The following is a 25415-nucleotide window of genomic DNA, read 5'->3' as shown; positions in this document are numbered from 1 at the left end:
TAGGGTGCGCGCTATATTTTGCACGCACCGCCAGCACAATCATCGTCTTCTTCTATGACGACTTCTTCTTGTCTAGGTAATGGAACATTTGCCTTTGCATCTAGCGCAGAAGTATCCGACGCTCCATCCCTGGTATTATGGTAATACAAGGTCTTTACGCCCAGCTTATAGGTGGTAAGCAAGTCTTTCAGAAGTAACTTCATCGGCACTTTGTTACCGTCATAGCGGCTTGGGTCATAATTGGTGTTTGCAGAAATCGTTTGATCGATAAACTTCTGCATAATACCTACTAGTTGAAGGTAACCGTCGTTAGACGGAATGTCCCATAACAACTCGTAGTTATCTTTTAACGTTTCGTATTCTGGAACAACCTGCTTCAGTACACCGTCTTTACTTGATTTAATGCTAATAAAGCCACGCGGCGGCTCAATACCATTTGTTGCATTTGATATTTGCGACGATGTCTCTGATGGCATAAGTGCCGATAGCGTAGAGTTACGCAAACCGTGTGTTTTTACTTCTTCGCGAAGGGCATCCCAATCGTAGTGAAGAGGTTCGTTGCAAACGCTATCAAGATCTTTCTTATAGCTGTCGATTGGCATAATGCCTTGAGAGTAGGTGGTCTCGTTAAATTTAGGACACGCGCCTTTCTCTTTCGCCAAATTGTTCGATGCTTTCAGAAGGTAATACTGCATAGCTTCAAATGTACGATGCACTAAGGCATTTGCACTATGATCTGAATACTTCACACCATTTTTGGCCAAGTAGTATGCAAAGTTTATAACACCTACACCCAATGTACGACGACCCATTGTGGCGTTATAAGCCGCAGGAACGGGATAGTCTTGGTAATCGAGTAAGTTATCAAGCGCACGTACCGCAAGGTCGGCTAATTCTTCGAATTCGTCTAGAGACTTAATTGCACCTAGGTTAAATGCAGAAAGCGTACAAAGCGCGATTTCGCCATTTTCATCGTTAACATGCTGCAAAGGCTTAGTTGGCAGCGCAATTTCAAGACAAAGGTTGCTTTGGCGAACAGGTGCTACTTCTGGGTTGAAAGGACTGTGCGTATTACAGTGATCAACGTTTTGAAGATAAATACGACCGGTACTTGCGCGCTCTTGCATGAACAAGCTGAACAATTCCATCGCTTTTATCTGCTTTTTACGAATACTGTCATCGTTTTCATACTTTACGTAGAGTTCTTCGAATTTTTCTTGATCAGCAAAGAATGCGTCATAAAGTCCAGGCACATCTGAGGGGCTAAACAATGAAATAACGCCATCTTTCATCATGCGCTGATACATCAGTTTGTTAAACTGCACGCCATAATCTAGGTGACGAACGCGGTTTTCTTCTACACCACGGTTATTCTTAAGCACTAATAACGATTCAACTTCCATATGCCATAGCGGATAAAACAACGTCGCTGCGCCACCACGAACACCGCCTTGAGAACAGCTTTTTACTGCTGTTTGGAAGTACTTGTAAAATGGGATACAACCGGTGTGGAATGCTTCACCACCACGGATAGGACTACCAAGCGCTCTGATACGGCCCGCATTTACGCCAATGCCCGCACGTTGGCTGACGTACTTAACGATTGCACTTGCTGACGCGTTAATAGAATCTAGGCTGTCACCTGTTTCAATCAATACACAAGAGCTGAACTGACGAGTAGGGGTACGTACGCCTGCCATAATAGGCGTTGGCAATGAAAGCTTGAAGGTTGATGCAGCATCGTAGAAACGACGAACGTAGCTCATGCGTACGTCTTTGTCGTAATTTGCGAATAAACACGCTGCAACAAGAATATAAAGGAACTGAGCGCTTTCATATATTTCGCCAGTTACACGGTTTTGAACGAGATACTTGCCTTCTAACTGTTTAACCGCCGCATAGCTAAAATTCATATCGCGCCAATGGTCGATATAAGTGTCCATCTCAGCAAATTCTTCCGGCGTATAGTCTTCTAGAAGATGGGCGTCGTATTTACCCATTTCTACCATCTTAGTCACGTGATCGAGTAATGCGGGCGGCTCAAATTGGCCATAGGCTTTTTTGCGAAGATGAAATATCGCAAGGCGCGCAGCGAGGTATTGGTAATCTGGCGCTTCTGTAGAGATAAGATCTGCCGCTGACTTTATAAGCGTTTCATGAATCTCACTGGTTTTAATACCGTCATAGAACTGAATTTGCGCTTTGATTTCGACTTGTGAAACGGAGACATTATTCAAGCCTTTTGCGGCCCACGTCACCACTTTGTGGATTTTCTCTAAATCGATGACTTCTTTTTCGCCGTTGCGTTTGCTGACGGATAGATTGTTATTCATTGCTACTGGCCGTTATTTGTTAGCGCTTAATGCGTGGGCTTTAGCCCTGTTCTATTTATAATAATTAGTATTGAGCAACGTATTAGCGTATTGCCACTCACTACTAACCAGACGATACCGCTATCCTAATAATGGACGTGATATCACCTAGGTAATCAAACGTGTATTTTTGTTCAACAGAGTGATCGCAACTTCATTAATGCGATCTTCACGATCACTAAAAAGTGCGCTGCGGATCATGCGTTGGACTCAGCACAAGATAGTGAGGTTTTGGTATTAATGCAACCCAATATCTGGTGCTTTATCGAGCACTTAAACTGGCATGAAATTTACGTTAGTGGAGACTAACTTTTTAGCTTTCTACAAACCTCTAACATCGCAATTGCAAGCACTATTGTAAAAAATTGTTTCTCTTTAAATTAATTTATTACAAGAATCTATTTTTTATAAAAACACGATATATAGTGCGTAAAATATCTACATAACCCTAGATGTAGTGTTAATTTATTCTGGCAGCACTGTATATAGTAGGTAATTTACGTCGACGTTTTTGTTAGAGAGATAGAAGCCTTGCGACATCGGGTCCATATGCAAGCCCGTCATATCTCGAGGAAGTAACCCAGCAGCATCGGTCATCCTAAGCAGTTCAGAAGGCTTTATAAAGCGAGAGTGATCATGGGTCCCTTTAGGGACTAACTTCAAGATATGTTCAGCGCCTACGATCCCCATTAAATATGACTTAATATTCCGATTTAATGTTGAAAAGAAAACTTTTCCACCAGGCTTTACAAGCGATGCACATGCTTTTACGACTGATGCAGGATCGGGAACATGTTCAAGCATTTCCATACACGTAACAACATCAAAGCTATTAGCATGAGACTCAGCGTAGGCTTCTGCGGTTATGCATTGATACTCTACATTTACGCCCGACTCTAATCCATGTAGTTTGGCAACGTCGAGTGACGCTTGTGCCATATCTAAACCGGTTACGTTCGCTCCGGCTTTTGCCATTGCTTCTGCTAAGATACCACCGCCGCAACCGATATCTAATGCGCGCTTGTCAAAAAGTCCTTCGCAGTGTTGGTTAATAAAGTCCAGACGAAGAGGGTTGATTTGATGAAGAGGCTTAAATTCTCCTTCTGGATCCCACCAGCGCGAGGCTAATTCTGAAAACTTTCCAATTTCTTGATGATCAACGTTTGTCATAGCACTTACCATTCCTGGACGAACTCGACGTAGACGTGCCGTGTTCATAATAATTATTCTACATACAAATAGGTAAACATTTGTACATTATGCGTATCTTTATGGCCTTTTAACATACCTGATATTTGTCATACTTTTCAGCATTTTTAGTCGTGCATGATAGGAAAAGTGTGTTGCTTGGATGAAAAATAATCGGTTAAGGTGTGTTACACAAAGAAGGGGAATTAAGCGCTACATAAATGTATCATCAAGTGATACACTCGCAAGAAGATTATGACCCCCATAATAACAATGCGCGCCTTGAAGCCGCTTCTACAGTTGTTGTAAAGTGACTTCGTTGGATAACGCAGAACAAACTAAGATAAAGGGATTAAGCAGTTTATGTCAGATAACGCTAAAGAAATCCTCCCCGTTAATATCGAGGAAGAGTTAAAGAACTCTTATCTTGATTACGCGATGAGCGTTATTGTCGGGCGAGCCTTGCCTGACGTTAGAGATGGTTTGAAGCCAGTGCATCGTCGCGTGTTGTTCGCGATGAATGAACTTAAAAATGATTTCAATAAGCCATATAAGAAATCAGCTCGTGTAGTTGGTGATGTTATTGGTAAATACCATCCTCATGGTGATTCAGCCGTATACGACACTATTGTTCGTATGGCCCAACCGTTCTCACTTCGTTACATGCTTGTAGATGGACAGGGTAACTTTGGTTCTGTTGATGGCGACTCAGCTGCTGCTATGCGTTACACCGAAGTACGTATGGCAAAGATTGCCCACGAACTACTAGCAGATCTAGATAAAGAAACCGTCGATTTTGTACCTAACTATGACGGCACAGAATTCATTCCAGAAGTACTTCCTACGAAAGTACCGAACCTATTGGTAAACGGTTCATCCGGTATTGCTGTTGGTATGGCAACAAATATTCCTCCCCATAATCTGACTGAAGTCATTAATGGTTGTGTTGCACTGATTAACGATCCATCAATCACGATTGACGATCTTATGACGTACATCCCGGGCCCGGATTTCCCTACCGCAGCAATGATAAGCGGTAGAAAAGGAATAGACGATGCTTATCGTACTGGCCGCGGTAAAATTTACATGCGCGCTAAAGCGGATATCGAAACCGATGCGAATGGTAAAGAAACCATCATCATCAATGAGATTCCGTATCAAGTAAACAAAGCACGTTTAATTGAGAAAATCGCTGAGCTTGTTAAAGAAAAACGTATCGAAGGCGTTTCGGCTTTACGCGATGAGTCTGATAAAGATGGAATGCGTATTGTCGTTGAGGTTAAACGCAATGAGTCTGCCGAAGTACTGCTAAACCATTTGTATGCAAACACCCAGCTTCAAACGGTGTTTGGTATCAACATGGTTGCGCTTGATAACGGCCAGCCAAAGGTTTTTAATCTTAAAGAAACCCTTGAAGCGTTTATTCTTCACCGTCGTGAAGTGGTTACCCGTCGTACCGTATTCGAGTTACGTAAAGCACGTGACCGCGCTCATATTCTTGAAGGCTTAGCGATTGCGCTTGCTAATATCGACCCAATCATTGAGTTGATTAAAGCGTCTCAAAGCCCTGCTGATGCGAAGAAATCGCTTGTCGCGCAGGGATGGGAACTCGGCGATGTATCGCAAATGCTAGAACGTGCTGGCGATGATGCAGCGAGACCAGACTGGCTTTTACCTGAGTTTGGTATTCGTGAAGGTAAATACTTCTTAACTGAGCAACAAGCACAAGCGATCCTAGACCTTCGTTTACACAAACTAACAGGTTTAGAGCACGAGAAGATCCTTGAAGAGTACAAGCAACTTCTAGAGGTTATTGCTGAATTACTTTACATCCTGAACAGCCCTGAGCGCTTGATGGAAGTTATTCAAGAAGAGTTAGAAAAAGTACGTGAAGAATTTGGTGACGAGCGTCGTACGGAAATTACTGCGGCAAGCCACGATATTGATATTGAAGATTTAATCGAACAAGAAGACGTTGTAGTCACCTTGTCTCGCGAAGGTTACGTTAAATATCAGAAACTGACCGATTATGAAGCGCAGCGAAGAGGCGGTCGCGGCAAATCAGCAACGAAGATGAAGGATGAAGATTTCATTGAAAAGCTGTTGGTGGCCAATACGCACGACCATATTCTGTGCTTCTCGACCCGAGGACGATTGTACTGGCTGAAAGTCTATCAATTGCCATTTGCTAGTCGTAATGCGCGTGGTCGACCCATCGTTAATATTCTTCCATTAGAAGATAATGAGCGCATTACAGCTATTCTTCCAATTAAAGAGTTTGAAGAAGGTAAGTACGTGTTGATGGCAACAGCGAACGGTACGGTCAAAAAGACAGATTTGAGTCTTTATTCACGTCCACGTTCAAGCGGTATTATTGCTGTTAACCTTAACGATGGCGACGAGCTTATTGGTGTCGATATTACTCACGGCGATGATGACATTATGTTGTTCTCTGACGCGGGTAAGGTGGTTCGTTTTAATGAAAAGCTTCGCGATAGCGAAACGGGCGAAGTTAAACGCGACCCAGAAACGGGTGAAGAGCTTCTAGCACTGAGACCTATGGGTAGAACGGCGACGGGTGTTCGCGGAATAAGGCTTCAGGACGGTCAAAAAGTCGTGTCGCTTATTGTTCCTAAAGGTGACGGCCCTGTCCTAACTGCAACCGAAAATGGTTTTGGTAAGCGTACACCGTTAGAAGATTACCCCGCTAAGAGCCGCGCAACACAAGGTGTTGTTTCAATCAAGGTATCTGAGCGTAACGGTAAAGTCGTTGGTGCTGTACAAGTAGATGATACTAATGAAATCATGCTTATCAGTGACCAAGGTACGTTAGTAAGAACGCGTGTGAGTGAAGTCTCGGTAGTTGGCCGAAATACTCAAGGCGTAAGACTAATTCGTACTGTTGAAGGTGAACATGTTGTTGGCCTGCAACGTATCGACGAAGTAGTTGACGTGCCAGAGTTAGATGAAGATGGAAATCCCATTTTATCTGACGAGGCCGTAGAGCTTGAAGAAAACACCGCACAAGACGGTGAAGATTCAGCGACAGAAGAGTAGGGATATCGCGCTTTAACGAGTGTTACTGCGCGTTATCAGTGTTCTTTCTAACAAGCGGCTTATGCCGCTTGTTACTTTTTACAGGTGTTGAAAAACGCAATGAAAGAGGTTTTTAACTTTAGTGCCGGCCCAGCTATGCTTCCAAAAGAAGTTATGCTTAAAGCACAGGGCGAGTTTACAAATTGGCGCGACTTAGGCTGCTCCGTGATGGAAGTGAGTCATCGTGGAAAAGATTTTATCGAAATTGCTGCGAAAGCAGAGCAGGATCTACGCGACCTATTATCAATCCCAGATAACTACCACGTTTTGTTTACTCATGGTGGTGGACGAGGTCAGTTTGCCGCTGTACCTCTTAACCTTTCATCGAAAGACGATAAAAGCTTACACCTTGTGAGCGGATCTTGGTCAGAAGGTGCGGTTACAGAAGCAAATAAATACAATAACGCTGTGGTAGTGGGAGAGGTATGTGAAAAAGACGGGATGCAGTTCGTTGAGCCGCCTTCAATCTCATCTATTGACCAATCTGCGGCGTATTATCATTTCTGTCCAAATGAGACCGTAGATGGCATTGCATTTGACTGGTTACCTGAGTCTGGAAAGGTACCTCTCGTATCGGACATGTCATCAACGATATTGTCGCAACCGCTTGATGTTGCCAAGCATGGTGTTATTTATGCTGGTGCGCAAAAAAACATTGGCCCTAGTGGTTTATCGGTTGTAATCGTACGAGACGATTTAGTGGGTCACGCTCGCACCGAGACACCGTCTATTTTCGATTATGCGCTTGCCGCTAAATCTGACTCGATGTACAACACGCCGCCAACGTTCTCGTGGTATCTCGCAGGTTTAGTGTTCGAGTGGTTAAAAGATATTGGTGGGGTTGAAGCGATGGCAAAGCGTAACGCTGAAAAAGCGTCGTTGTTGTATGCCGCTATCGATAATTCAGACTTCTATTCCAGCCAAGTACATCCAAGTAATCGTTCTAAAATGAATGTTCCATTTCATCTCGCAAACCCCAACCTTGATGGCCTGTTTTTAGAGCAGTCTCAAGCTGCTGGGTTACTCGCACTGAAAGGGCATCGCTCTGTCGGTGGCATGCGAGCAAGTATCTATAACGCGATGCCGGTAGAGGGCGTAATGGCGTTAGTAGAGTTTATGCGAGAATTTGAACGAGTAAATGGGTAATCACATGGAGCAGTTAACACTAGAACCGATTGAGAAAGTATCTGGCGAAGTCAACGTGCCAGGTTCAAAGAGTTTATCTAACCGTGCACTCCTTCTTGCTGCACTAGCAGAGGGTGAAACAGAACTTACTAATTTGCTAGATAGCGATGATATTTCTCATATGCTTAATGCGCTCACGAAACTTGGCGTGGCTTATCAGTTAAGTGACGATAAAACGCGGTGTGTTGTGCAAGGAAATAATGGCGCGTTCAGCGTAGCTGAGCCCGTTGAGCTTTTCTTGGGAAATGCAGGAACGGCGATGCGTCCTCTGTGCGCAGCATTAGCAGCGAGTGAGGTCGATACTGTACTTACAGGTGAACCTCGTATGGAAGAGCGCCCGATAGGCGACCTTGTTGATGCATTGCGCGAAGCCAATGCTGATATTACCTATTTGAAGAACGATGGTTTTCCTCCGATACAAATCAAAGGCTCGATATTGAATGGCACAGAAATGTCTGTTGATGGCAGTGTTTCTAGTCAATTCCTGACAGCATTACTTATGGCAGCGCCCTTGTTCACTGGAGACGTAGTCATCCGTATTAAAGGCGAATTGGTGTCGAAACCTTACATCGATATTACCCTCGATACGATGGCAAAGTTTGGCGTAACCGTAAGTAATGATAACTATCAAACGTTTACTATTTCGGGTGATGCAAAGTACGTGTCACCTGGGAAGTTTATGGTTGAAGGCGATGCGTCGTCTGCATCATATTTCTTGGCGGCGGGAGCCATTAAAGGCGGCACAGTACGTGTTACCGGTATTGGCAGAAACAGCATCCAGGGTGATATCCGTTTTGCTGATGTATTAGAAGCCATGGGAGCGACTATCACATGGAATGACGAATACGTCGAGGTAACAGGGGCACCGTTAAAAGGTATCGACATGGACATGAACCATATACCTGATGCTGCGATGACTATAGCGACCACTGCCTTGTTTGCCGAAGGCACGACAACCATGACAAACATTTATAATTGGCGAGTAAAAGAAACTGACCGTTTAAATGCGATGGCGACAGAGCTTCGAAAAGTTGGCGCTGAGGTTGAAGAGGGGCATGATTACATCAAGGTGTCACCTCCTAGTACTATTAAGCATGCACAGATTGATACTTATAATGATCACCGCATCGCAATGTGTTTTTCTCTTGTGGCACTAAGCGATACCCCAGTGACGATAAATGATCCGGGGTGTACGCGAAAAACCTTTCCTGACTATTTTACCCGGTTCGCTTCATTGTACCGTTAAGCACGTAAACGCACAGCATACGCTGTGCGTTTCCTATCATCGCTGTTTCTATATTTTGTTACACTAGAGGTTCATTTTACGGCATTGCTTATCTAGCCGTAACGCGTATAATTGCGCGCGTTTTTTATAGTAAATAATTTTGGAGCAGGTATGCATTCCACACCCGTAGTCACGGTTGACGGTCCTAGTGGTGCAGGTAAAGGTACGTTAAGTAGCCTTTTGGCAAAAAAGCTAGGGTGGCACTTTTTAGATAGCGGTGCAATTTACCGCGTACTAGCAGTAGCCACGCTTCACCATGATCTTCCGTGTGATGATGAAGAATGTGTTGTTCCGCTCGCAACTGGCCTTGATGTCAGTTTTGAGACAAACGAAGAAACGACACGAATAATTTTAGAAGGCGAAGATGTCACCGACGATATTCGTACAGAAGACGTTGGAAGCGTAGCATCTAAAGTCGCAGCATTACCTCGTGTTCGTGAAGCCTTATTGCGTCGCCAGCGTGCGTTTCAGCAACTTCCGGGCTTAGTTGCTGACGGGAGAGATATGGGAACGGTCGTCTTTCCAGACGCGCCTGTAAAACTTTTCCTCACCGCTAGCGCAGAGGCAAGAGCAGAACGCCGCTATAGCCAGTTGAAAGCAAAAGGTATGGATGTTAATATTGCGCGCCTTTTGACCGATATCAAAGCGAGAGATGAACGTGATACTCAACGTTCAGTTGCTCCATTAGTACCGGCTCAAGATGCAATAGTGATTGATTCGACGGACTTGGATATTGACCAAGTCTTTGAAAAAGCGATGAATATTATCTCGTCACGCTTATAAGCGTAGAGGGTATTCAGAGCAGTGCTACCACAGGGAGTGGCGGCTTTTACTAATAACCCCACGTTATCCGGATTTGAAGCGTGGATATCAACTTAAAAGTTTATTTGAACCTTATGACTGAAAATTTTGCACAACTTTTTGAAGAAAGCTTACAGGAACTAGAAACACGCCCTGGTTCGATTGTAAAAGGTACTGTTGTTTCTATCGACAAAGACATCGTTCTTGTTGACGCAGGCTTGAAATCAGAAAGTGCTATCCCAGCTGACCAATTTAAAAATGCTGAAGGCGAACTTGAAATCGCAATCGGTGACGAAGTAGACGTAGCGCTAGACGCCGTTGAAGATGGTTTCGGTGAGACAATCCTTTCTCGCGAAAAAGCGAAGCGTCACGAAGCGTGGGTTGAGCTGGAAAAAGCGTATGATGATAAAGTTACTATTAAAGGTATCATCAACGGTAAAGTTAAAGGCGGTTTCACTGTTGAAGTTAACAGTGTACGCGCGTTCCTTCCTGGTTCACTAGTTGACGTACGTCCAGTTCGTGATACTACTCACCTTGAAGGCAAAGAGCTTGAATTCAAAGTAATCAAGCTAGATGCTAAGCGTAACAACGTTGTTGTTTCTCGTCGTGCAGTTATCGAGGCAGAAAGCAGCGCAGAACGTGAATCACTTCTTGCTAACCTTGAAGAAGGCCACGAAATCAAAGGTATCGTTAAGAACCTAACTGATTACGGTGCATTCGTTGACCTTGGCGGCGTAGACGGTCTACTACACATCACTGACATGGCTTGGAAGCGCGTTAAGCACCCAAGTGAAATCGTGAACGTAGGTGACGAGATTAACGTTAAAGTACTTAAGTTCGACAAAGACAAGCAACGTGTTTCTCTTGGTATGAAGCAAATGGGCAACGATCCTTGGCAAGAAATTGCTTCTCGTTACCCAGAAGGCACAAGAATTTCTGGTCAGGTTACGAACCTTACTGATTACGGTTGCTTCGTTGAAATCGAAGACGGCGTTGAAGGTCTTGTTCACGTTTCTGAAATGGATTGGACTAACAAGAACATCCACCCATCTAAGGTTGTTAACCTAGGTGACACGGTAGACGTTATGGTTCTTGAAATCGACGAAGAGCGTCGTCGTATTTCTCTAGGTCTTAAGCAGTGCATCGATAACCCTTGGGAAACTTTCGCTAAGTCACACGAAAAAGGTGACAAAGTGTCTGGTAAGATCAAGTCAATCACTGACTTCGGTATCTTTATCGGCCTTGACGGTGGAATCGACGGTCTTGTTCACTTATCTGACATCAGCTGGAATAAATCTGGTGAAGATGCAGTTCGTGACTACAAGAAAGGCGACGAAATCTCTGCAGTTGTACTACAAGTCGACCCAGAGCGTGAGCGTATCTCACTAGGCGTTAAGCAGATCGAAGAAGACCCGTTCAACAAGTATCTGACAGATAACAAGAAAGGTGCTATCGTTGTAGGTACGGTTACTGCTGTTGACGCTAAAGGCGTTACAGTTAACCTATCTGAAGAAGTTGACGGTTACATTCGTGTTGCAGACTTGTCTGTTGACCGTATTGAAGACGCAACTGAAGCCGCTAACGTTGGTGATAGCATTGAAGCGAAATTTATGGGCGTAGACCGTAAAAACCGCACAGTTAACCTATCTGTTAAAGCGAAAGATCAGGCTGACGAGAAAGATGCAATCGAAAAAGTTAACCAGCAAGAAGACGCTGGTTTTGCTAACGCGATGGCAGAAGCATTCAAAGCCGCTAAAGGCGAGTAATGTTCTTTGTAGGGTGCATGTAATGTGCACCCAGTTCGCGATAGCTGTTTGAACAATATTACTGAGATCGAGGTTAGAATGACCAAGTCTGAATTAATTGAACGGCTCGCGGACCAAGCGCGTCACATTCCTGCGAAAGAACTTGAACTCGCGATTAAGGAGCTGCTCGAGCAAATGGCACAAACCCTACAAAAGGGCGAGCGCATAGAAATTCGAGGGTTTGGCAGTTTCTCATTACACTATCGCGCCCCGCGCGTTGGTCGTAACCCTAAAACGGGTGAGACGGTTGAGTTGGACGGAAAGTACGTCCCGCACTTTAAGCCAGGAAAAGAGCTTCGAGAACGTGTCGATGCTTCAATAGCATAATTTGAAAAAGCCGCACTTGTTGCGGCTTTTTTATTGCTGCTAGAAGGTTAAACTGCGCTTTCAGTCGTAAATTGTTGACCAAGTGAACAATTGCGGCTTATAGTAATCAGTGAGTTAGATAAGTATTGGTATATGGTTAACCAATGGCCGCTGGTGAAGAAGAATTAATAATAAAGCAGTATCAGCCACTTATTCGCGCTTTAATTCCTTACGAACAGCAAAATAGACTGCTTGAAGGGATTAATAAGTTTTCGAGTCGATTACCTAGTAGCGTGAGAAAAGTCGTAAAAGAAGAGGTCGTTCGACTTACTTCTCTCACAGACGCGCCTGCAGATAATTCAGCATTTGCTCAATTCCCCGTAATGAAGTTTAAGCACTTTGGTGTGCAGATGCGCCTTGATAAGGTTGGCGCTACCATTCTTAAAAGTGAAACCTCGCTTTATCAAGACCGTTACACCGTAGGTGTGTTCGAATCGGTAATGAATTCTGATTTTTATCAGACACAAATAAAGAAAGAGCAATTTAAAAAAATTGTTGATGCCTTTAAAGTTGAAAGCCAATCGTTTTCAGATATCGATTTTGGAAGTGATATCGCGGTCAGGCCCAACTTTTCTTTGTCATCGGTAGATTTTGAAAAAGGGCGAAGTTGTACTATTAGCTCTATGTCGTATGGCGCGTTTGCTTTAGAGACAAAGCGACCGCCTAATGCGAGTACTGGGGACGTGCTAACGTTTACACTGCCTGAAGTAAAAGGCCTAACTAAACAACCTACCGAGATAACGCTAGAACTCGATAGTATTAAATACAATAAACACCTTGGAAAATACGAAAGTGTTTTTACGATGCCGAGTGATATTGACCCTGCGTTGTCGGCTGCCATTAAGCGCTATATTGATGCAACGGCATATAAGCAGCCTCTACAACGTGACTTGGAAATCGAACGCGCGATGCAAGACCTAGAGCGCGATAGGATATTAGAAAATAGCCCTTGGCTACCTGTCTTCTTAAAGCCTAAAGGTAAAAGTCTTATTCCTCACATTGCGTTGTTCACCAAAGCAAACGTCGAGCATAATAATACTGACAAGGTTATTGCGAGCCTGCAAGACAAGCCATTGTTTGAACTATTATCGCAAGAGCTTCTTAAATTTAACGAAGCGTATGTGTTCAGTGGCACTATAAAAACAAAGAGTGGTGAAGTGCCTATTACCGCGACGCATCGGCAACTTATTGCGTTAGGTCAACTGAGTGCAATTATTTACCTTCTTGTCAAAAACGGTAACTTTACGTGCACGCAATGCCGACTCGATATGATTTCTACATCTGATAAAGAAAAAGCGTTCGCAATACACGATATCGATAGCAAAAATTTTGAAGACCTAGCCTCAATCAGTCATGTTGTATACTGCCGAGATGTGTCGTCTTATCTCACTAATTTAACGTTGGCAGGGAAGTGTGAGTTTAAGCCGCTGTCCAAAACATTGCGGGCGAGCGGAAAAAATTGGCGTATAGATTACGTGATGGAGGAAGACCTTGATAGGCGCAGTGAAACTCGCTATGTATTAGACAAACCTGCCACAATAAAGTTGGGGATGCTATCATCCATAGAAGCGCGCGTTGCCGATTTGTCGGCCAGTGGAATGCGTTTAATTGTTGCGCCTAATGTTGCGCTACAAGATGAGTTGCGTGTGACCATACCCGAGTTAAAAGTTAAAGGGGAACGTTATCGCGTAGTGAACTATGTACCAGAAACAGGCGTAGTAAGGCTGGCGCTGCTTGTTAACAAAAAAGCCAATAATGGTGTAAACGTTAACGCCATGGTTGAGGAAAATTCTGCCTATTTCAAACTTCGGGATATTGCTCGGATGCAGCGCGCTACACACCGGTTTATTTGGGAGCTCGCTGTTAGGCATATGCCTTCGCTGTCGGTATTGTGTGTCATGAATCGACATATTTTGGATAGATTAAAAACGGTCTACCAGAGCGAAGCGTCCGATGATCTCTATCCTTTTTCCAGGACACAAAATATAATTCCATTGCATGGTTTTTTTGCCGACAAGGCAGAGGCGAAGCCAAAGTCTCAAATGCTTGAATCAATGTTTAAGGGAGATCTCGCGAGAAGTCTTGTTGTTCACTGCGTGAGAAAAAGCGACAATCGCTTAGTATATATAAAAGAAAAAGACTTTTTATATTCAAAACTTAGGCTACAGATAAAGCAACAACTAGAGAGCGAAAAGATACAGGTTAGCGCCACTGATGTGTCGATAGTCCGATGCCATGGTGCGGTGACGCCATTGACGAAAAAGCGATTGGCACAACTTTCAAAAATAGACAAAACAATGTATGACAAGCTTGAAGTGATGCAGGCCGGCTACAGCCACTGTATTTTCGTGACTAATATGTCGTCTCTTCACCATGACTTAGTATTGGCAAATGTTATTGCAAAGGCTGACCTTAATGACAGTGAGGCACAGGCTCAAGGGTAACAATCAACACCGATTCCTTTTTCTTTTGGTGTAATCTAGTTCCGCATTTTGTTATTCTTCTACTATCATTTATTTATAGGGCTTGATATTGAAAGGGATCCTCACGTTTTTGTTTGTTCTATCCGTTCTCGGACTCGCGTTCGTGATAGGTTCTCAAAACGAATCACAAGTAACGGTAAATTACCTCATTGCACAAGCAAACGTTAGCGTTGCGACGTTAATCGCGATTTGTTTGTTTATTGGCATTACGTTAGGCGTACTCATTATGCTTGCAACATGGCTGCGTTTACGCGTTCAACTACTCGCTGCTAACGCGAAAATCAACCGCATACAAAAAGACTGATACTATGCTCGAACTGTTGTTCCTACTTTTGCCCGTTGCAGCCGGCTATGGCTGGATAATGGGGCGTAACAGCGTTCGACAGGCCCAGCGTAAGCAGTCAAGCATTCTTGCAAAGCATTATTATAAAGGGCTTAATTTTCTTCTTTCTGATCAACCTGATAAAGCGGTTGATACGCTTATCAAAATGATAAATGTAAATAGCGATACGGTTGAAACACACATCGCGATGGGGAGTTTTTTTAGACACCGTGGCGAAATAGACCGTGCAATCAAAGTTCATCAAAACCTCGTTAGCCGCGAAGAACTTCAACCCAGTCAACGAGAAAACGCGCTACGCGAACTTGGACACGACTATACACACGCCGGATTTTTAGAACGCGCGGAAAATGCGTTCTTACAACTTCTCAATAGTGAAAAGCATTATTTAGTCGCTCAACAACAACTTTTTAGTATTTATCAAACCACTAAAGAGTGGGAGAGAGCCATAGAGCTTGCAGAGCGTATGGTAAAATGTCATGGCGATAACGATGACGTTAGTGCGCGACTAGCTCACTTTTACTGCGAACAAGCGACCCTAGAGCTAAAACACGAGCGCCAAGGCGATGCATTAAACTTGTTACAAAAAGCGGTAAATGCAGATGAACATGCCGTTCGTCCATGGTTAATGCTCGGCGATATTGCGTTAGAGCAAGAGCGCTTTCACGACGCGGTTGCCTATTTTGTGCAAGTAGCAGAGCGTGATATTAATTGGTTTAGCGAAGCGGTACCCAGCCTAGAGAAGATAGCGGAAGAGACTGGTGATTGGGATAGTTTTGAAAAAACGTTAGAGGCACACTGGCAGGAGTGTGCTACCTCATATCTTGCGATGGTTGATGTGCTCGTCAAAAAAGGTGAGGTGCATCAGGCCGCAGACTATTTACTTGCCCAACTTAGAAAGCGTCCTACAATGCGTGGGTTTAAAACGCTCATGGGGCTTTATATCGATCAATTACACGACAGACACTCGGCGGAAAGTTTACAATTACTTGAAGAATTAGTTGAAAAGCAAATGATGCAGCGCCCCAAGTATCGCTGCCACAGTTGCGGTTTTTCAGGCCGGAAGCTTTATTGGCTGTGTCCATCATGTAAAAAGTGGGGCGTAGTAAAACCCATAAAAGGCTTAGACGGAGAATAAAACAGTTATGCAAGAGTCACAGGTTATTGTTGCGTTAGATTACGACAATAAAGAGAACGCATTAGCGTTTGTAGAACAGTTATCCCCCTCACTGTGTAAGCTTAAAGTGGGTAAGGAAATGTTCACACTGTTCGGCCCAGAGTTCGTAAAAATACTTGTTGCGAAAGGGTTTGATGTATTTTTAGACCTTAAGTTTCATGATATCCCGAACACGGTTGCCAAAGCGTGCAAGGCGGCTGCTGAATTAGGCGTATGGATGGTAAATGTTCATGCATCAGGCGGCGTGCCTATGATGAAAGCGGCAAAAGAAGCAATTGCATCGAGTGCACATCCTTCAACGAAACTTATTGCTGTTACTGTCCTAACCAGCATGGACGACGCACAATTGAGTGACGTCATTGATGGCGTAACGCCAGAGCAGCAAGTGCTTCGCTTAGCAGGGTTAACACAAAAAGCGGGACTAGACGGCATCGTTTGTTCAGCGCAAGAAGCAGAAGTGCTACGTTCATCTTTTGCACCTGAATTCTTGTTGGTTACACCAGGTATTCGCCCGGTTGGGAGTGATGCCGGCGATCAGAAGCGTGTGATGACACCAACACAAGCGATGAAGAGTGGAGTAAGCTATCTTGTGATGGGTAGACCGATTACTAAAGCCGAAGATCCTGTCGCGGTGCTCAATAGCGTAAATAGCGAAATACAGTGACAGTTACTTGAACGCAGGTAATTCGAAAAACCCAGCATTTGCTGGGCTTTTTTATATCAATTCGGTTATCGAAACGATGTTATGCGCCTTTTAGCGCTTCTTCTGCAGGTGTATACGTCAGATTCAACGACTCACCTAGCGCATCGACAACAGCTCTATATGTTACCTTACCTTCGTGTACGTTGAGTCCATTCAGTAGGTGTTTGTCTTGTAGCATTGCATTAACGGGGCCTTTGTTTGCCAAAGCTAAGCCGAAAGGCAGTGTCGCGTTGTTCAGGGCCATTGTAGAAGTTCTTGCCACACCACCAGGCATGTTAGCCACACAGTAATGAACAACATCATCGATTATATAGACAGGGTCTTGATGTGTAGTGGCTTTTGACGTTTCAAAGCACCCGCCTTGGTCGATTGCAACATCGACCAGTACCGAACCTGGTTTCATCGCCGCAATTTGTTCTCTGGTTAATAGCTTAGGTGCAGCGGCACCTGGAATAAGCACAGCACCAACAACAAGATCGGCCTTTGAAGAATAATGTTCAATAGCATCAACCGTTGAATACACCGTTTTTACTTGGCCAGCAAAAATGTCGTCAATCTGGCGTAAGCGCGGTAATGAGCGGTCTAGGATAGTCACATCTGCGCCTAGCCCTAATGCCATTTTGGCCGCATTAATACCAACTACACCACCACCGATAATAAGCACTTTGCCCGGTGCAACGCCCGGTACGCCGCCTAATAGCGTACCACTGCCGCCGTGCGCTTTTTCAAGATAATGCGCACCCGCTTGCACTGACATACGGCCAGCAACTTCACTCATTGGCGCAAGCAAAGGCAAACCGCCTCTGTCGTCTGTCACTGTTTCATAAGCAATGCATGTTGCACCAGATTCTACTAGTAACTTGGTTTGCAGGGGGTCAGGGGCAAGGTGTAAGTAGGTGTAAAGCGTTTGCCCTTTCCTCAGCATTTTACATTCGTTAGGCTGAGGTTCTTTTACCTTCACGATCATTTCTGCATCGGCAAATACTTTTTCAGCAGATGAAGCAATAGAAGCCCCAGCTTCTATATACATTTCGTCAGTAAAACCAATAGCAGTACCTGCGTTACTTTCAACTACTACGCTGTGGCCATTGTTCACAAATTCTTTTACTGCAGCGGGCGTAAGACCTACACGATACTCATGGTTTTTTATTTCTTTTGGTACACCGACTAACATGTCATTTCCTCATTTAAAGCGATACCCACTGCGGATAGCGCGGTAATTAATTGCGCGCAGTATACGTGAATCGAAAAAGAACTATGTGCTGAATTATTGAGTTTCTTGGTATATAATTTTTTAATACAATTTTGATGCGGAATTTTATATGTTAGTGAAAACGCCAAAGCACCTTGACCGAATAGACAGGAATATCCTTTATCACCTGCAAAAAAACGGGCGTATTTCAAATGTTGAATTGGCAAAAGAAGTAGGGCTAAGTGCAAGCCCATGCCTAGAGAGAGTAAAGCGTCTAGAGGGGCAGGGTTACATTAAAGGCTACCATGCGGTAGTCGATCCTGAAAAGCTAGGTGCCGCAATGTTGGTGTTTGTCGAAATTACATTAACCAAGACCTCGGTCGATATCTTTGAAGAATTTTCTGCTGCGGTGAGACAACATGACGATATTTTAGAATGTCATCTTGTTTCAGGTGATTTTGATTTTTTACTTAAGGCCCGTGTTGCAGACATGTCGAGTTATCGTCGGTTACTTGGTGACACATTACTCCGCCTTCCAGGCGTAAGTGAATCTCGTACTTATGTTGTGATGGAAGAGGTCAAAAGCACGACGTCACTCAGGATTAATATGAAGTAACGAAAGAATGGTTTAGGTATAGTAAACTGTGGTACGCTGTGGAAAAACACAGTATCTTTACTTGTGCGGTACTAGCTATTCTATTGTTCGAATTTTCAACGACTTATTGATAATAAGTTGGATAAAAATTTATCGCACAGCACAATATTGACATGTTAGTTAACAAGATTGAGCCTTTAGAAAAAGCAACCATGAATACAAAGCTCAACGTTACGTTTTCAGCAACGAATTTTATAAGTGATTTAGGGTTATGGCACGACTAACAGGAATCCAGCGAGCGTGGGAAGCAGGCATGATAGTAGCTTGCGTTTTCGCCTTTTTCTTATTGCTGGCATTGGTATCATTTCATCCGGGCGATCCGGGCTGGAGCCAGGCCGGCTTGCAGCTTGATGTGCATAATTGGGTAGGGGCGACGGGCGCGTGGGTTGCCGATTTACTGCTTTTCTCATTTGGCTTCATCGCCTACCTGCTGCCATTTTGTGCGGCTTTTTTAGGCTGGTTCTTATTTCAACACATCAAAGAACTGGATGAGTTTGACTACCTAACGATTGGCCTTCGAATTATTGGAGGTTTACTTATCACGTTAGGAGGCGCCGGCATATTGAGTTTGAATTTTAACGATATATATAATTTTTCAGCCGGCGGCTTTTTAGGCGATGTAATTAGTTCTGCGCTTGTACCGTATTTCAATATACCTGGCACTATTTTACTTCTGTTGTGCTTCTTTTGTACCGGTTTCACACTACTAACAGGCGTAAGCTGGCTTTCAATTATTGATTGGGTTGGAGCCGGCTCGCTCTGGGTGGGACATAAAACGATAACATTACCACAGCGGCTTTTGACATTTGAAATGCCGACGCTAGCGCTGCCTCAGCGAGCTCAGAAGGCAACGAGTAGCGAACTTGATATAACCAGTATGCGCGCTGAACCAGTGGCTTCTGATTATCAAAACGACACACCTGCCGACATAGCACCTACCTCAGATAAGTACTTTTCAAGCCCCTTAGAAGAGGATGATGAGACACCGATTATCTCGCGCCGTAATGAAGCGGGTGAAGAAATAAGTAGTCTGGAAGAAGATAATACAACAAAAAGCGCCAGCGCATTCTCGCTAGCAGCGATGCGTGCAGCAGTTAAAAATAAAATAAGCACTGAAAAGCCGGTCGAAAGTGTTGCCACTGATGATAGTAGAAGTAAAGAACAGAAAGAACCGGTAATTAACTTAGATGATGACGGTCTATTTGGCGATAACTTTGCTGATAAAGACGATATGCCTTATGCGTTGGACGAGAATAACACGGCACCAAACGCTGATAACCAACACGAAGATAGGTCGTCGTATAATACCGAACCCAGTATGAATAGCGAGGCATCATCAACCACGAGCCAAGCTGAAGTTAAGCCATTTACACCGGTTGTTATGGGCGCAAAACCGGTTAAATCGAGAGCAGGGCAGGGGGCTGAAGCGTTAACGCCTATGCCATCGTTCGACCTACTAGAGCGCGCTGATAAACACGAAAACCCGCTTACTCAAGAAGAAATAGACGCTATTTCTCGTTTAGTGGAAGAAAAGCTTGCCGATTTTAATATTGAAGCGGTTGTTGTGGGTGTGTATCCAGGGCCGGTGATCACACGTTTCGAGCTAGATTTAGCACCAGGCGTGAAAGTGAGCAAAATCACTGGATTGTCTAAAGACCTTGCTCGCGCCATGTCGGCAATTTCAGTTCGTGTCGTAGAAGTCATACCTGGAAAGTCTGTGATTGGACTTGAACTACCAAATAAAAAACGCGAAATGGTGCGGTTAAGTGAAGTTATTTCTTGTGATGCATTCCAATCACATAACTCGCCGTTAACCATGGTACTAGGTGCCGACATTTCAGGTAAGCCAGTTATTGTTGATCTTGCCAAAATGCCACATTTATTGGTTGCGGGTACGACAGGCTCGGGTAAGTCCGTTGGTGTAAACGTGATGATCCTAAGCTTGCTATACAAAAGCACGCCAGAAGATGTACGAATGATTATGATCGACCCCAAAATGTTAGAGTTGTCGGTATACGAAGGTATTCCGCACTTGCTCGCAGAGGTCGTGACCGATATGAAGGAAGCTGCCAACGCATTACGTTGGTGTGTCGGTGAGATGGAACGTCGTTATCGTCTAATGAGTGCTTTGGGTGTGCGGAACCTTAAGGGTTACAACGCAAAGGTCGCGGAAGCCATCGCCAACGGCACGCCAATAAAAGATCCACTGTGGAAGAGCGAAGAAAGTATGGACGCTCAAGCGCCCGATCTGGAAAAGTTGCCGGCTATTGTTGTGGTAGTCGATGAGTTTGCTGACATGATGATGATTGTGGGCAAGAAAGTTGAAGAGCTCATCGCCCGTATCGCACAAAAGGCGCGTGCTGCAGGTATCCATTTAATTCTTGCAACACAGCGTCCATCGGTAGACGTTATAACCGGTCTTATTAAAGCCAATATCCCTACCCGAATTGCGTTTCAAGTTTCAAGTAAAATTGACTCTCGTACTATCTTAGACCAACAAGGTGCTGAAGCGCTGCTAGGCATGGGCGATATGCTTTACCTTCCTCCAGGCAGCCCTGTTCCTACCCGTGTTCACGGCGCATTCGTTGACGACCACGAAGTACATGCCGTTGTCGCTGATTGGCAAAAACGTGGAGAGCCCGAATACATCGATGAAATCTTAAACGGTGAAGCCTCTGCAGAAGTACTGCTACCAGGTGAACAACCTGAAGGAGAAGATCAAGAGTATGATGCGTTTTACGATGAAGCGGTTGCGTTCGTTACTGAAACACGACGCGCAAGTGTATCCAGTGTTCAGCGCAAATTTAGAATTGGTTACAATCGTGCTGCAAGATTAGTTGAACAAATGGAAGCCAGTGGCGTCGTAAGTGCACAGGGGCACAACGGAAACCGTGAAGTACTTGCCCCGCCAGCTTCAAAGGATTAGTAGTATGATTACAAAATTGTTGGTTACAGTCAGTGCATGTCTAACGCTTGGTTTTTCGTCTGTCGCGTTGGCCGACACGAATGCGAATACAGAAAATAACGTCCCAGATAACTTGGCTCAACAGTCTGCCCCTGACAACGTGGTGGGCAAGGATACGCTTGCTGCGGCATCGCTCAAAATGCACCTTGAAAAAATGGAGCAGTATAAGGCCATGTTCAGTCAACGGGTGTTAGATGCCGAAGGCGATGTTGTGCACGAAGCTATGGGAACATTGACCATGGCCAGACCGAATAAACTGCGCTGGGAGACAACCTTCCCTGATGAAACATTACTGGTTGCTGATGGAAGCACGGTGTGGAATATCGACAGCTTTGTCGAACAAGTGACTGTAATAAGTCAGTCGCAGGCGATTCAAAATAATCCAATAGTTCTGCTCACGTCTGAAGATGACACTACTTGGAGTGATTTCATGATAGAAGCCATCAGTGATACTGATGCCACGTTTCTCATTAGACCCGTTATGAATGAAGGCAATATTCAATCACTAACGCTGTCTTTCAATGAAGTAGGGCTGTTAACATCGTTGACGATGCTTGATGCGCAACAACAAGTCAGCCAATTAACCTTCAACGATATCGACACGGTTTTCGATATTGATGACATGACCTTTATGCCAAACATTCCTGACACTTTCATTGTAGACGATCAGCGTTAATCTCTATGTCTGTAGACCGCTTTGCGCCACTTGCTGCTCGATTACGTCCTGTTTCAATTGATGAATACGCAGGCCAAGAGCATTTGTTCGCAGCGGGTAAACCGCTGCGTAAGATGTTAGAAGCTGGTCATTGCCATTCAATGATTTTATGGGGGCCACCAGGCACGGGCAAAACCACACTTGCCGAGCTAATTGCGCAATATACAAACGCCGAAGTTATCAAGCTTTCTGCAGTGACCTCTGGCGTAAAAGAAATACGCGCCGCGATGGAAAAGGCAGAAGAAAACAAGCGATATAATCAACGAACCTTACTGTTTGTTGATGAAGTCCATCGCTTTAATAAAAGTCAGCAAGATGCATTTTTACCTTTTGTTGAATCAGGTGTTGTAACGTTTATCGGCGCGACAACAGAGAACCCATCGTTTGAACTAAACAACGCATTGCTGTCCCGAACGCGCGTATATGTGTTGAAGCCTTTGTCTGACAGCGCGCTTGCGTCTTTAATTGATAGAGCGCTGAGCGATATAGAAAAAGGATTAGGTAATCAAACATTAACGATAGACGATGATGCGAAAGCTGCGCTCATTGGGCTATCGTCAGGTGACGGACGACGAGTGCTCACTTATTTAGAGCTATCAGCCGATTTTACCGCTACCACATCGATTTCCCTTCGCGACGTAGAGCAAGCGGTGGGTGAAAAAGTTGCTAGCTATGACAATAAGGGCGATACTTTTTACGATTTAATTTCTGCCTTTCATAAGTCGGTGAGGGGGTCTGATCCTGATGCTGCGTTATATTGGTATGCGCGGATCCTTCAGGGAGGCGGCGATGCCCTCTACGTAGGCCGGCGTTTACTAGCAATAGCGTCAGAAGACATCGGAAACGCTGATCCAAGAGCAATGCAATTGTGCCTCAATGCATGGGACACGTTTCACCGTGTCGGACCTGCAGAAGGTGAGCGTGCCATCGCGCAAGCAACCGTTTATTGTGCGTTGGCCGCCAAGAGCAATGCGGTTTATATGGCATTTAGTGATGCCAAAGCCTTAGCTAAGAAAACATCAGACGCACCGGTACCTAGCCACCTACGAAACGCGCCCACGTCGTTACTAAAAGACCTTGGTCATGGCGAGGGGTATCGTTATGCACACAACGAAGCCCATGCGTTTGCTGCTGGGGAAGTCTATTTTCCAAAAGGATTAGAAGGCACACGATTGTACGAACCCAACAATCGAGGCCTTGAAAAAGCGCTGAAAGCTAAGCGAGATTTTCTCGACGAGCTAAATGCAAACAGTAAAGATAAGAGGCCCTAATATGGCAAATGGTGTGTTGCTGTACTGTTATATTGCGCTTGGCGGAGCAATTGGTGCATGCTTGCGATATTTTTGTACAACTACGATAGATTCCTTGTTTGGAAAAAACATGCCATTTGGTACACTAACGGTGAACATTGTAGGTTCATTCGCGTTAGCATGCCTTTATGGCCTGATTGAGCGTCATGATATTTCCGATTCGCCTTACAGAGCGTTATTGGGAGTTGGGCTTCTTGGAGCGTTTACTACGTTTTCAACGTTTTCGATTGAAACGTTAACGTTGCTCGAGAACGGCTTATGGCACAAAGCATTAGCGAATGTATTTTTGAATGTCGGCGCATGCTTATTAGCAGCATGGCTGGCAATAGAATTAATGAAAGGATAATGAGAAACACATGTTAGATCCAAAGTGTTTGCGCGGAGACATAGAACAAACTGCTGAACGTTTAGCAGCCCGAGGTTTCGACTTGGATGTTGCGACGTTCAACTCCCTTGAGGAAAAAAGAAAAACACTGCAATCCAGAACACAGGATCTACAAAATGAGCGTAACGTTCGAAGTAAGTCCATTGGTAAAGCGAAAGCGCAAGGCGAAGATATCGCACCATTGCTTGCTGAAGTTGGCAAACTAGGTGACGAACTTGACGCTGCGAAAGCTGAGTTGAGTGTACTTCTAGACGAAATTAATGTGTTCTCTCAAGGCATACCTAATCTACCCGATGCATCGGTTCCTTTCGGTAAGAGCGAAGACGATAATGTCGAGATTTCTCGCTGGGGAACACCTCGAACGTTCGATTTCGATGTGAAAGATCATGTAGAGGTTGCTGAAGGTCTAAACAATGGTCTTGATTTCGCGTCAGCTAGCAAGCTTACTGGTAGCCGCTTTGTCGTAATGCGTGGCGGTATTGCACGGCTTAACCGTGCTATCGCACAGTTTATGTTAGATGTTCATACTGGTGAGCATGGGTACGAAGAAATGTACGTACCGTACTTGGTGAATGCGGATAGTCTGTACGGCACAGGGCAACTTCCAAAGTTTGGCGAAGATTTGTTTCACACCAAGCCAGCGACAGAGGAAGGACAAGGGCTATCTCTTATTCCTACGGCTGAAGTCCCGCTTACCAATATGGCGCGTGATGAAATTCTGGACGCCAAAATATTGCCAGTAAAAATGACGGCTCATACGCCGTGCTTCCGTTCAGAAGCAGGGTCTTATGGTCGTGATACTCGTGGCCTGATTCGTCAGCACCAATTTGATAAAGTAGAGCTTGTTCAGTTGGTTCAGCCAGAAGATAGTTTCGATGCATTAGAAGCGCTAACAGGGCACGCCGAAGTTATTTTACAGAAACTAGAGCTTCCTTATCGCAAAGTATTACTGTGTACTGGCGACATGGGCTTTGGTGCATGTAAAACGTACGATTTAGAGGTATGGCTACCTGCACAAAATACGTATCGTGAAATTTCATCTTGCTCAAACATGTTGGATTTCCAAGCACGTAGGATGCAAGCACGTTTTCGTAATCCGGAATCGAACAAACCAGAATTACTTCACACGTTAAATGGTTCGGGTTTAGCAGTCGGCAGAACATTGGTAGCGATTTTAGAAAATAATCAGCAGGAAGATGGAAGTGTAACCATTCCAGAGGCGCTAGTGCCTTACATGGGTGGCCAAACGGTGATTAACCCATAGCACGTACATAGTACTTACCTGTCAGCAACATTAAAAAAGCAGCCTCTTGGCTAATGCCGATCAGTTAAGAAATATTTTAGCGATCGGTTGACCGATCTTTTATAGATGTGAAAATCCGATGAGCATTT

The 25415-nt window shown here is 44.5% G+C and carries 19 protein-coding genes; 16 read left to right on the top strand and 3 right to left on the bottom strand.

Going from position 1 to position 25415, the window contains the following annotated elements:
* Nucleotides 1–11 precede the first annotated feature (11 nt).
* A complete protein-coding gene (gene nrdA / locus AC27EZ_RS13710) occupies nucleotides 12–2333 on the bottom strand; it encodes a class 1a ribonucleoside-diphosphate reductase subunit alpha (protein ID WP_487135854.1) in 2322 nt (773 codons plus the stop codon).
* A 504-nt stretch (nucleotides 2334–2837) separates the two neighbouring features.
* A complete protein-coding gene (gene ubiG, locus AC27EZ_RS13705) occupies nucleotides 2838–3542 on the bottom strand; it encodes a bifunctional 2-polyprenyl-6-hydroxyphenol methylase/3-demethylubiquinol 3-O-methyltransferase UbiG (protein WP_487135973.1) in 705 nt (234 codons plus the stop codon).
* Between the two features lie 381 nt (nucleotides 3543–3923).
* On the opposite strand from ubiG, the gene gyrA reads away from it, so the two are divergent.
* The 10 genes from gyrA (at nucleotide 3924) to pyrF (ending at nucleotide 16762) form a co-directional block, all read left to right on the top strand.
* A complete protein-coding gene (gene gyrA / locus AC27EZ_RS13700) occupies nucleotides 3924–6617 on the top strand; it encodes a DNA topoisomerase (ATP-hydrolyzing) subunit A (RefSeq protein WP_487135853.1) in 2694 nt (897 codons plus the stop codon).
* 99 nt (nucleotides 6618–6716) lie between these two features.
* On the top strand, nucleotides 6717–7802 hold the full coding sequence (gene serC, locus AC27EZ_RS13695) for a 3-phosphoserine/phosphohydroxythreonine transaminase (RefSeq protein ID WP_487135852.1): 1086 nt from the start codon (nucleotides 6717–6719) through the stop codon (nucleotides 7800–7802).
* A 4-nt stretch (nucleotides 7803–7806) separates the two neighbouring features.
* Nucleotides 7807–9087, top strand: a complete 1281-nt coding sequence (aroA, locus tag AC27EZ_RS13690) for a 3-phosphoshikimate 1-carboxyvinyltransferase (RefSeq protein WP_487135851.1) — start codon at nucleotides 7807–7809, stop codon at nucleotides 9085–9087.
* A gap of 150 nt (nucleotides 9088–9237) precedes the next feature.
* Complete coding sequence (cmk, locus tag AC27EZ_RS13685; RefSeq protein ID WP_487135850.1) at nucleotides 9238–9909, top strand: (d)CMP kinase; 672 nt, start codon at nucleotides 9238–9240, stop codon at nucleotides 9907–9909.
* A gap of 113 nt (nucleotides 9910–10022) precedes the next feature.
* The gene (gene rpsA, locus AC27EZ_RS13680) at nucleotides 10023–11693 is read left to right on the top strand and encodes a 30S ribosomal protein S1 (RefSeq protein WP_421134577.1); all 1671 of its coding nucleotides are present in this window, start codon (nucleotides 10023–10025) and stop codon (nucleotides 11691–11693) included.
* Nucleotides 11694–11771: 78 nt separating this feature from the next.
* On the top strand, nucleotides 11772–12059 hold the full coding sequence (gene ihfB / locus AC27EZ_RS13675) for an integration host factor subunit beta (protein ID WP_421134578.1): 288 nt from the start codon (nucleotides 11772–11774) through the stop codon (nucleotides 12057–12059).
* A 143-nt stretch (nucleotides 12060–12202) separates the two neighbouring features.
* Nucleotides 12203–14542 carry a PilZ domain-containing protein gene (locus AC27EZ_RS13670; protein WP_487135849.1) on the top strand — a complete coding sequence of 780 codons (2340 nt, stop codon included), beginning with the start codon at nucleotides 12203–12205 and terminating at the stop codon, nucleotides 14540–14542.
* Between the two features lie 142 nt (nucleotides 14543–14684).
* Complete coding sequence (locus tag AC27EZ_RS13665) at nucleotides 14685–14885, top strand: lipopolysaccharide assembly protein LapA domain-containing protein (RefSeq protein WP_487135848.1); 201 nt, start codon at nucleotides 14685–14687, stop codon at nucleotides 14883–14885.
* A 4-nt stretch (nucleotides 14886–14889) separates the two neighbouring features.
* Nucleotides 14890–16059 (top strand): lipopolysaccharide assembly protein LapB, encoded by a 1170-nt coding sequence (gene lapB / locus AC27EZ_RS13660; RefSeq protein WP_487135847.1) that lies wholly within the window; start codon nucleotides 14890–14892, stop codon nucleotides 16057–16059.
* 7 nt (nucleotides 16060–16066) lie between these two features.
* A complete protein-coding gene (gene pyrF, locus AC27EZ_RS13655) occupies nucleotides 16067–16762 on the top strand; it encodes an orotidine-5'-phosphate decarboxylase (protein WP_487135846.1) in 696 nt (231 codons plus the stop codon).
* A 79-nt stretch (nucleotides 16763–16841) separates the two neighbouring features.
* Here the strand turns inward: pyrF and ald are convergent, their stop codons facing one another.
* Nucleotides 16842–17975: an alanine dehydrogenase gene (gene ald / locus AC27EZ_RS13650; protein ID WP_487135845.1), complete on the bottom strand. Its 1134-nt coding sequence runs from the start codon at nucleotides 17973–17975 to the stop codon at nucleotides 16842–16844.
* A gap of 148 nt (nucleotides 17976–18123) precedes the next feature.
* On the opposite strand from ald, the gene lrp reads away from it, so the two are divergent.
* From lrp to serS, 6 genes are all read left to right on the top strand, one after another.
* Entirely contained in the window at nucleotides 18124–18609 is a 486-nt protein-coding gene (gene lrp / locus AC27EZ_RS13645; RefSeq protein WP_487135844.1) for a leucine-responsive transcriptional regulator Lrp, read from the top strand.
* Nucleotides 18610–18859: 250 nt separating this feature from the next.
* Nucleotides 18860–21574, top strand: coding sequence for a DNA translocase FtsK (locus AC27EZ_RS13640; RefSeq protein ID WP_487135843.1), 2715 nt, complete (start codon nucleotides 18860–18862; stop codon nucleotides 21572–21574).
* Between the two features lie 4 nt (nucleotides 21575–21578).
* A complete protein-coding gene (gene lolA / locus AC27EZ_RS13635; RefSeq protein WP_487135842.1) occupies nucleotides 21579–22289 on the top strand; it encodes an outer membrane lipoprotein periplasmic chaperone LolA in 711 nt (236 codons plus the stop codon).
* Between the two features lie 5 nt (nucleotides 22290–22294).
* On the top strand, nucleotides 22295–23599 hold the full coding sequence (locus AC27EZ_RS13630) for a replication-associated recombination protein A (protein WP_487135841.1): 1305 nt from the start codon (nucleotides 22295–22297) through the stop codon (nucleotides 23597–23599).
* A gap of 1 nt (nucleotide 23600) precedes the next feature.
* Nucleotides 23601–23984, top strand: coding sequence for a fluoride efflux transporter CrcB (crcB, locus tag AC27EZ_RS13625; protein ID WP_487135972.1), 384 nt, complete (start codon nucleotides 23601–23603; stop codon nucleotides 23982–23984).
* A 10-nt stretch (nucleotides 23985–23994) separates the two neighbouring features.
* Nucleotides 23995–25287, top strand: coding sequence for a serine--tRNA ligase (gene serS / locus AC27EZ_RS13620; RefSeq protein WP_487135840.1), 1293 nt, complete (start codon nucleotides 23995–23997; stop codon nucleotides 25285–25287).
* The last annotated feature ends 128 nt before the right edge of the window (nucleotides 25288–25415 follow it).

The sequence above is a fragment of the Alteromonas sp. 4NH20-0056 genome (genome assembly GCF_057539655.1).
The sequence above is the reverse complement of the archived record's forward strand: the minus strand, read 5'-3'. Positions and strand labels throughout refer to the sequence as shown.

Coding starts and splice junctions, on each gene's coding strand:
- AC27EZ_RS13670 (WP_487135849.1), top strand. CDS start 12,203: ATGGCCGCTGGTGAAGAAGAATTAATAATAAAGCAGTATCAGCCACTT.
- AC27EZ_RS13630 (WP_487135841.1), top strand. CDS start 22,295: ATGTCTGTAGACCGCTTTGCGCCACTTGCTGCTCGATTACGTCCTGTT.
- AC27EZ_RS13640 (WP_487135843.1), top strand. CDS start 18,860: ATGGCACGACTAACAGGAATCCAGCGAGCGTGGGAAGCAGGCATGATA.
- crcB (WP_487135972.1), top strand. CDS start 23,601: ATGGCAAATGGTGTGTTGCTGTACTGTTATATTGCGCTTGGCGGAGCA.
- lapB (WP_487135847.1), top strand. CDS start 14,890: ATGCTCGAACTGTTGTTCCTACTTTTGCCCGTTGCAGCCGGCTATGGC.
- gyrA (WP_487135853.1), top strand. CDS start 3,924: ATGTCAGATAACGCTAAAGAAATCCTCCCCGTTAATATCGAGGAAGAG.
- ihfB (WP_421134578.1), top strand. CDS start 11,772: ATGACCAAGTCTGAATTAATTGAACGGCTCGCGGACCAAGCGCGTCAC.
- pyrF (WP_487135846.1), top strand. CDS start 16,067: ATGCAAGAGTCACAGGTTATTGTTGCGTTAGATTACGACAATAAAGAG.
- nrdA (WP_487135854.1), bottom strand. CDS start 2,333: ATGAATAACAATCTATCCGTCAGCAAACGCAACGGCGAAAAAGAAGTC.
- serS (WP_487135840.1), top strand. CDS start 23,995: ATGTTAGATCCAAAGTGTTTGCGCGGAGACATAGAACAAACTGCTGAA.
- ald (WP_487135845.1), bottom strand. CDS start 17,975: ATGTTAGTCGGTGTACCAAAAGAAATAAAAAACCATGAGTATCGTGTA.
- ubiG (WP_487135973.1), bottom strand. CDS start 3,542: ATGACAAACGTTGATCATCAAGAAATTGGAAAGTTTTCAGAATTAGCC.
- aroA (WP_487135851.1), top strand. CDS start 7,807: ATGGAGCAGTTAACACTAGAACCGATTGAGAAAGTATCTGGCGAAGTC.
- rpsA (WP_421134577.1), top strand. CDS start 10,023: ATGACTGAAAATTTTGCACAACTTTTTGAAGAAAGCTTACAGGAACTA.
- lolA (WP_487135842.1), top strand. CDS start 21,579: ATGATTACAAAATTGTTGGTTACAGTCAGTGCATGTCTAACGCTTGGT.
- serC (WP_487135852.1), top strand. CDS start 6,717: ATGAAAGAGGTTTTTAACTTTAGTGCCGGCCCAGCTATGCTTCCAAAA.
- cmk (WP_487135850.1), top strand. CDS start 9,238: ATGCATTCCACACCCGTAGTCACGGTTGACGGTCCTAGTGGTGCAGGT.
- lrp (WP_487135844.1), top strand. CDS start 18,124: ATGTTAGTGAAAACGCCAAAGCACCTTGACCGAATAGACAGGAATATC.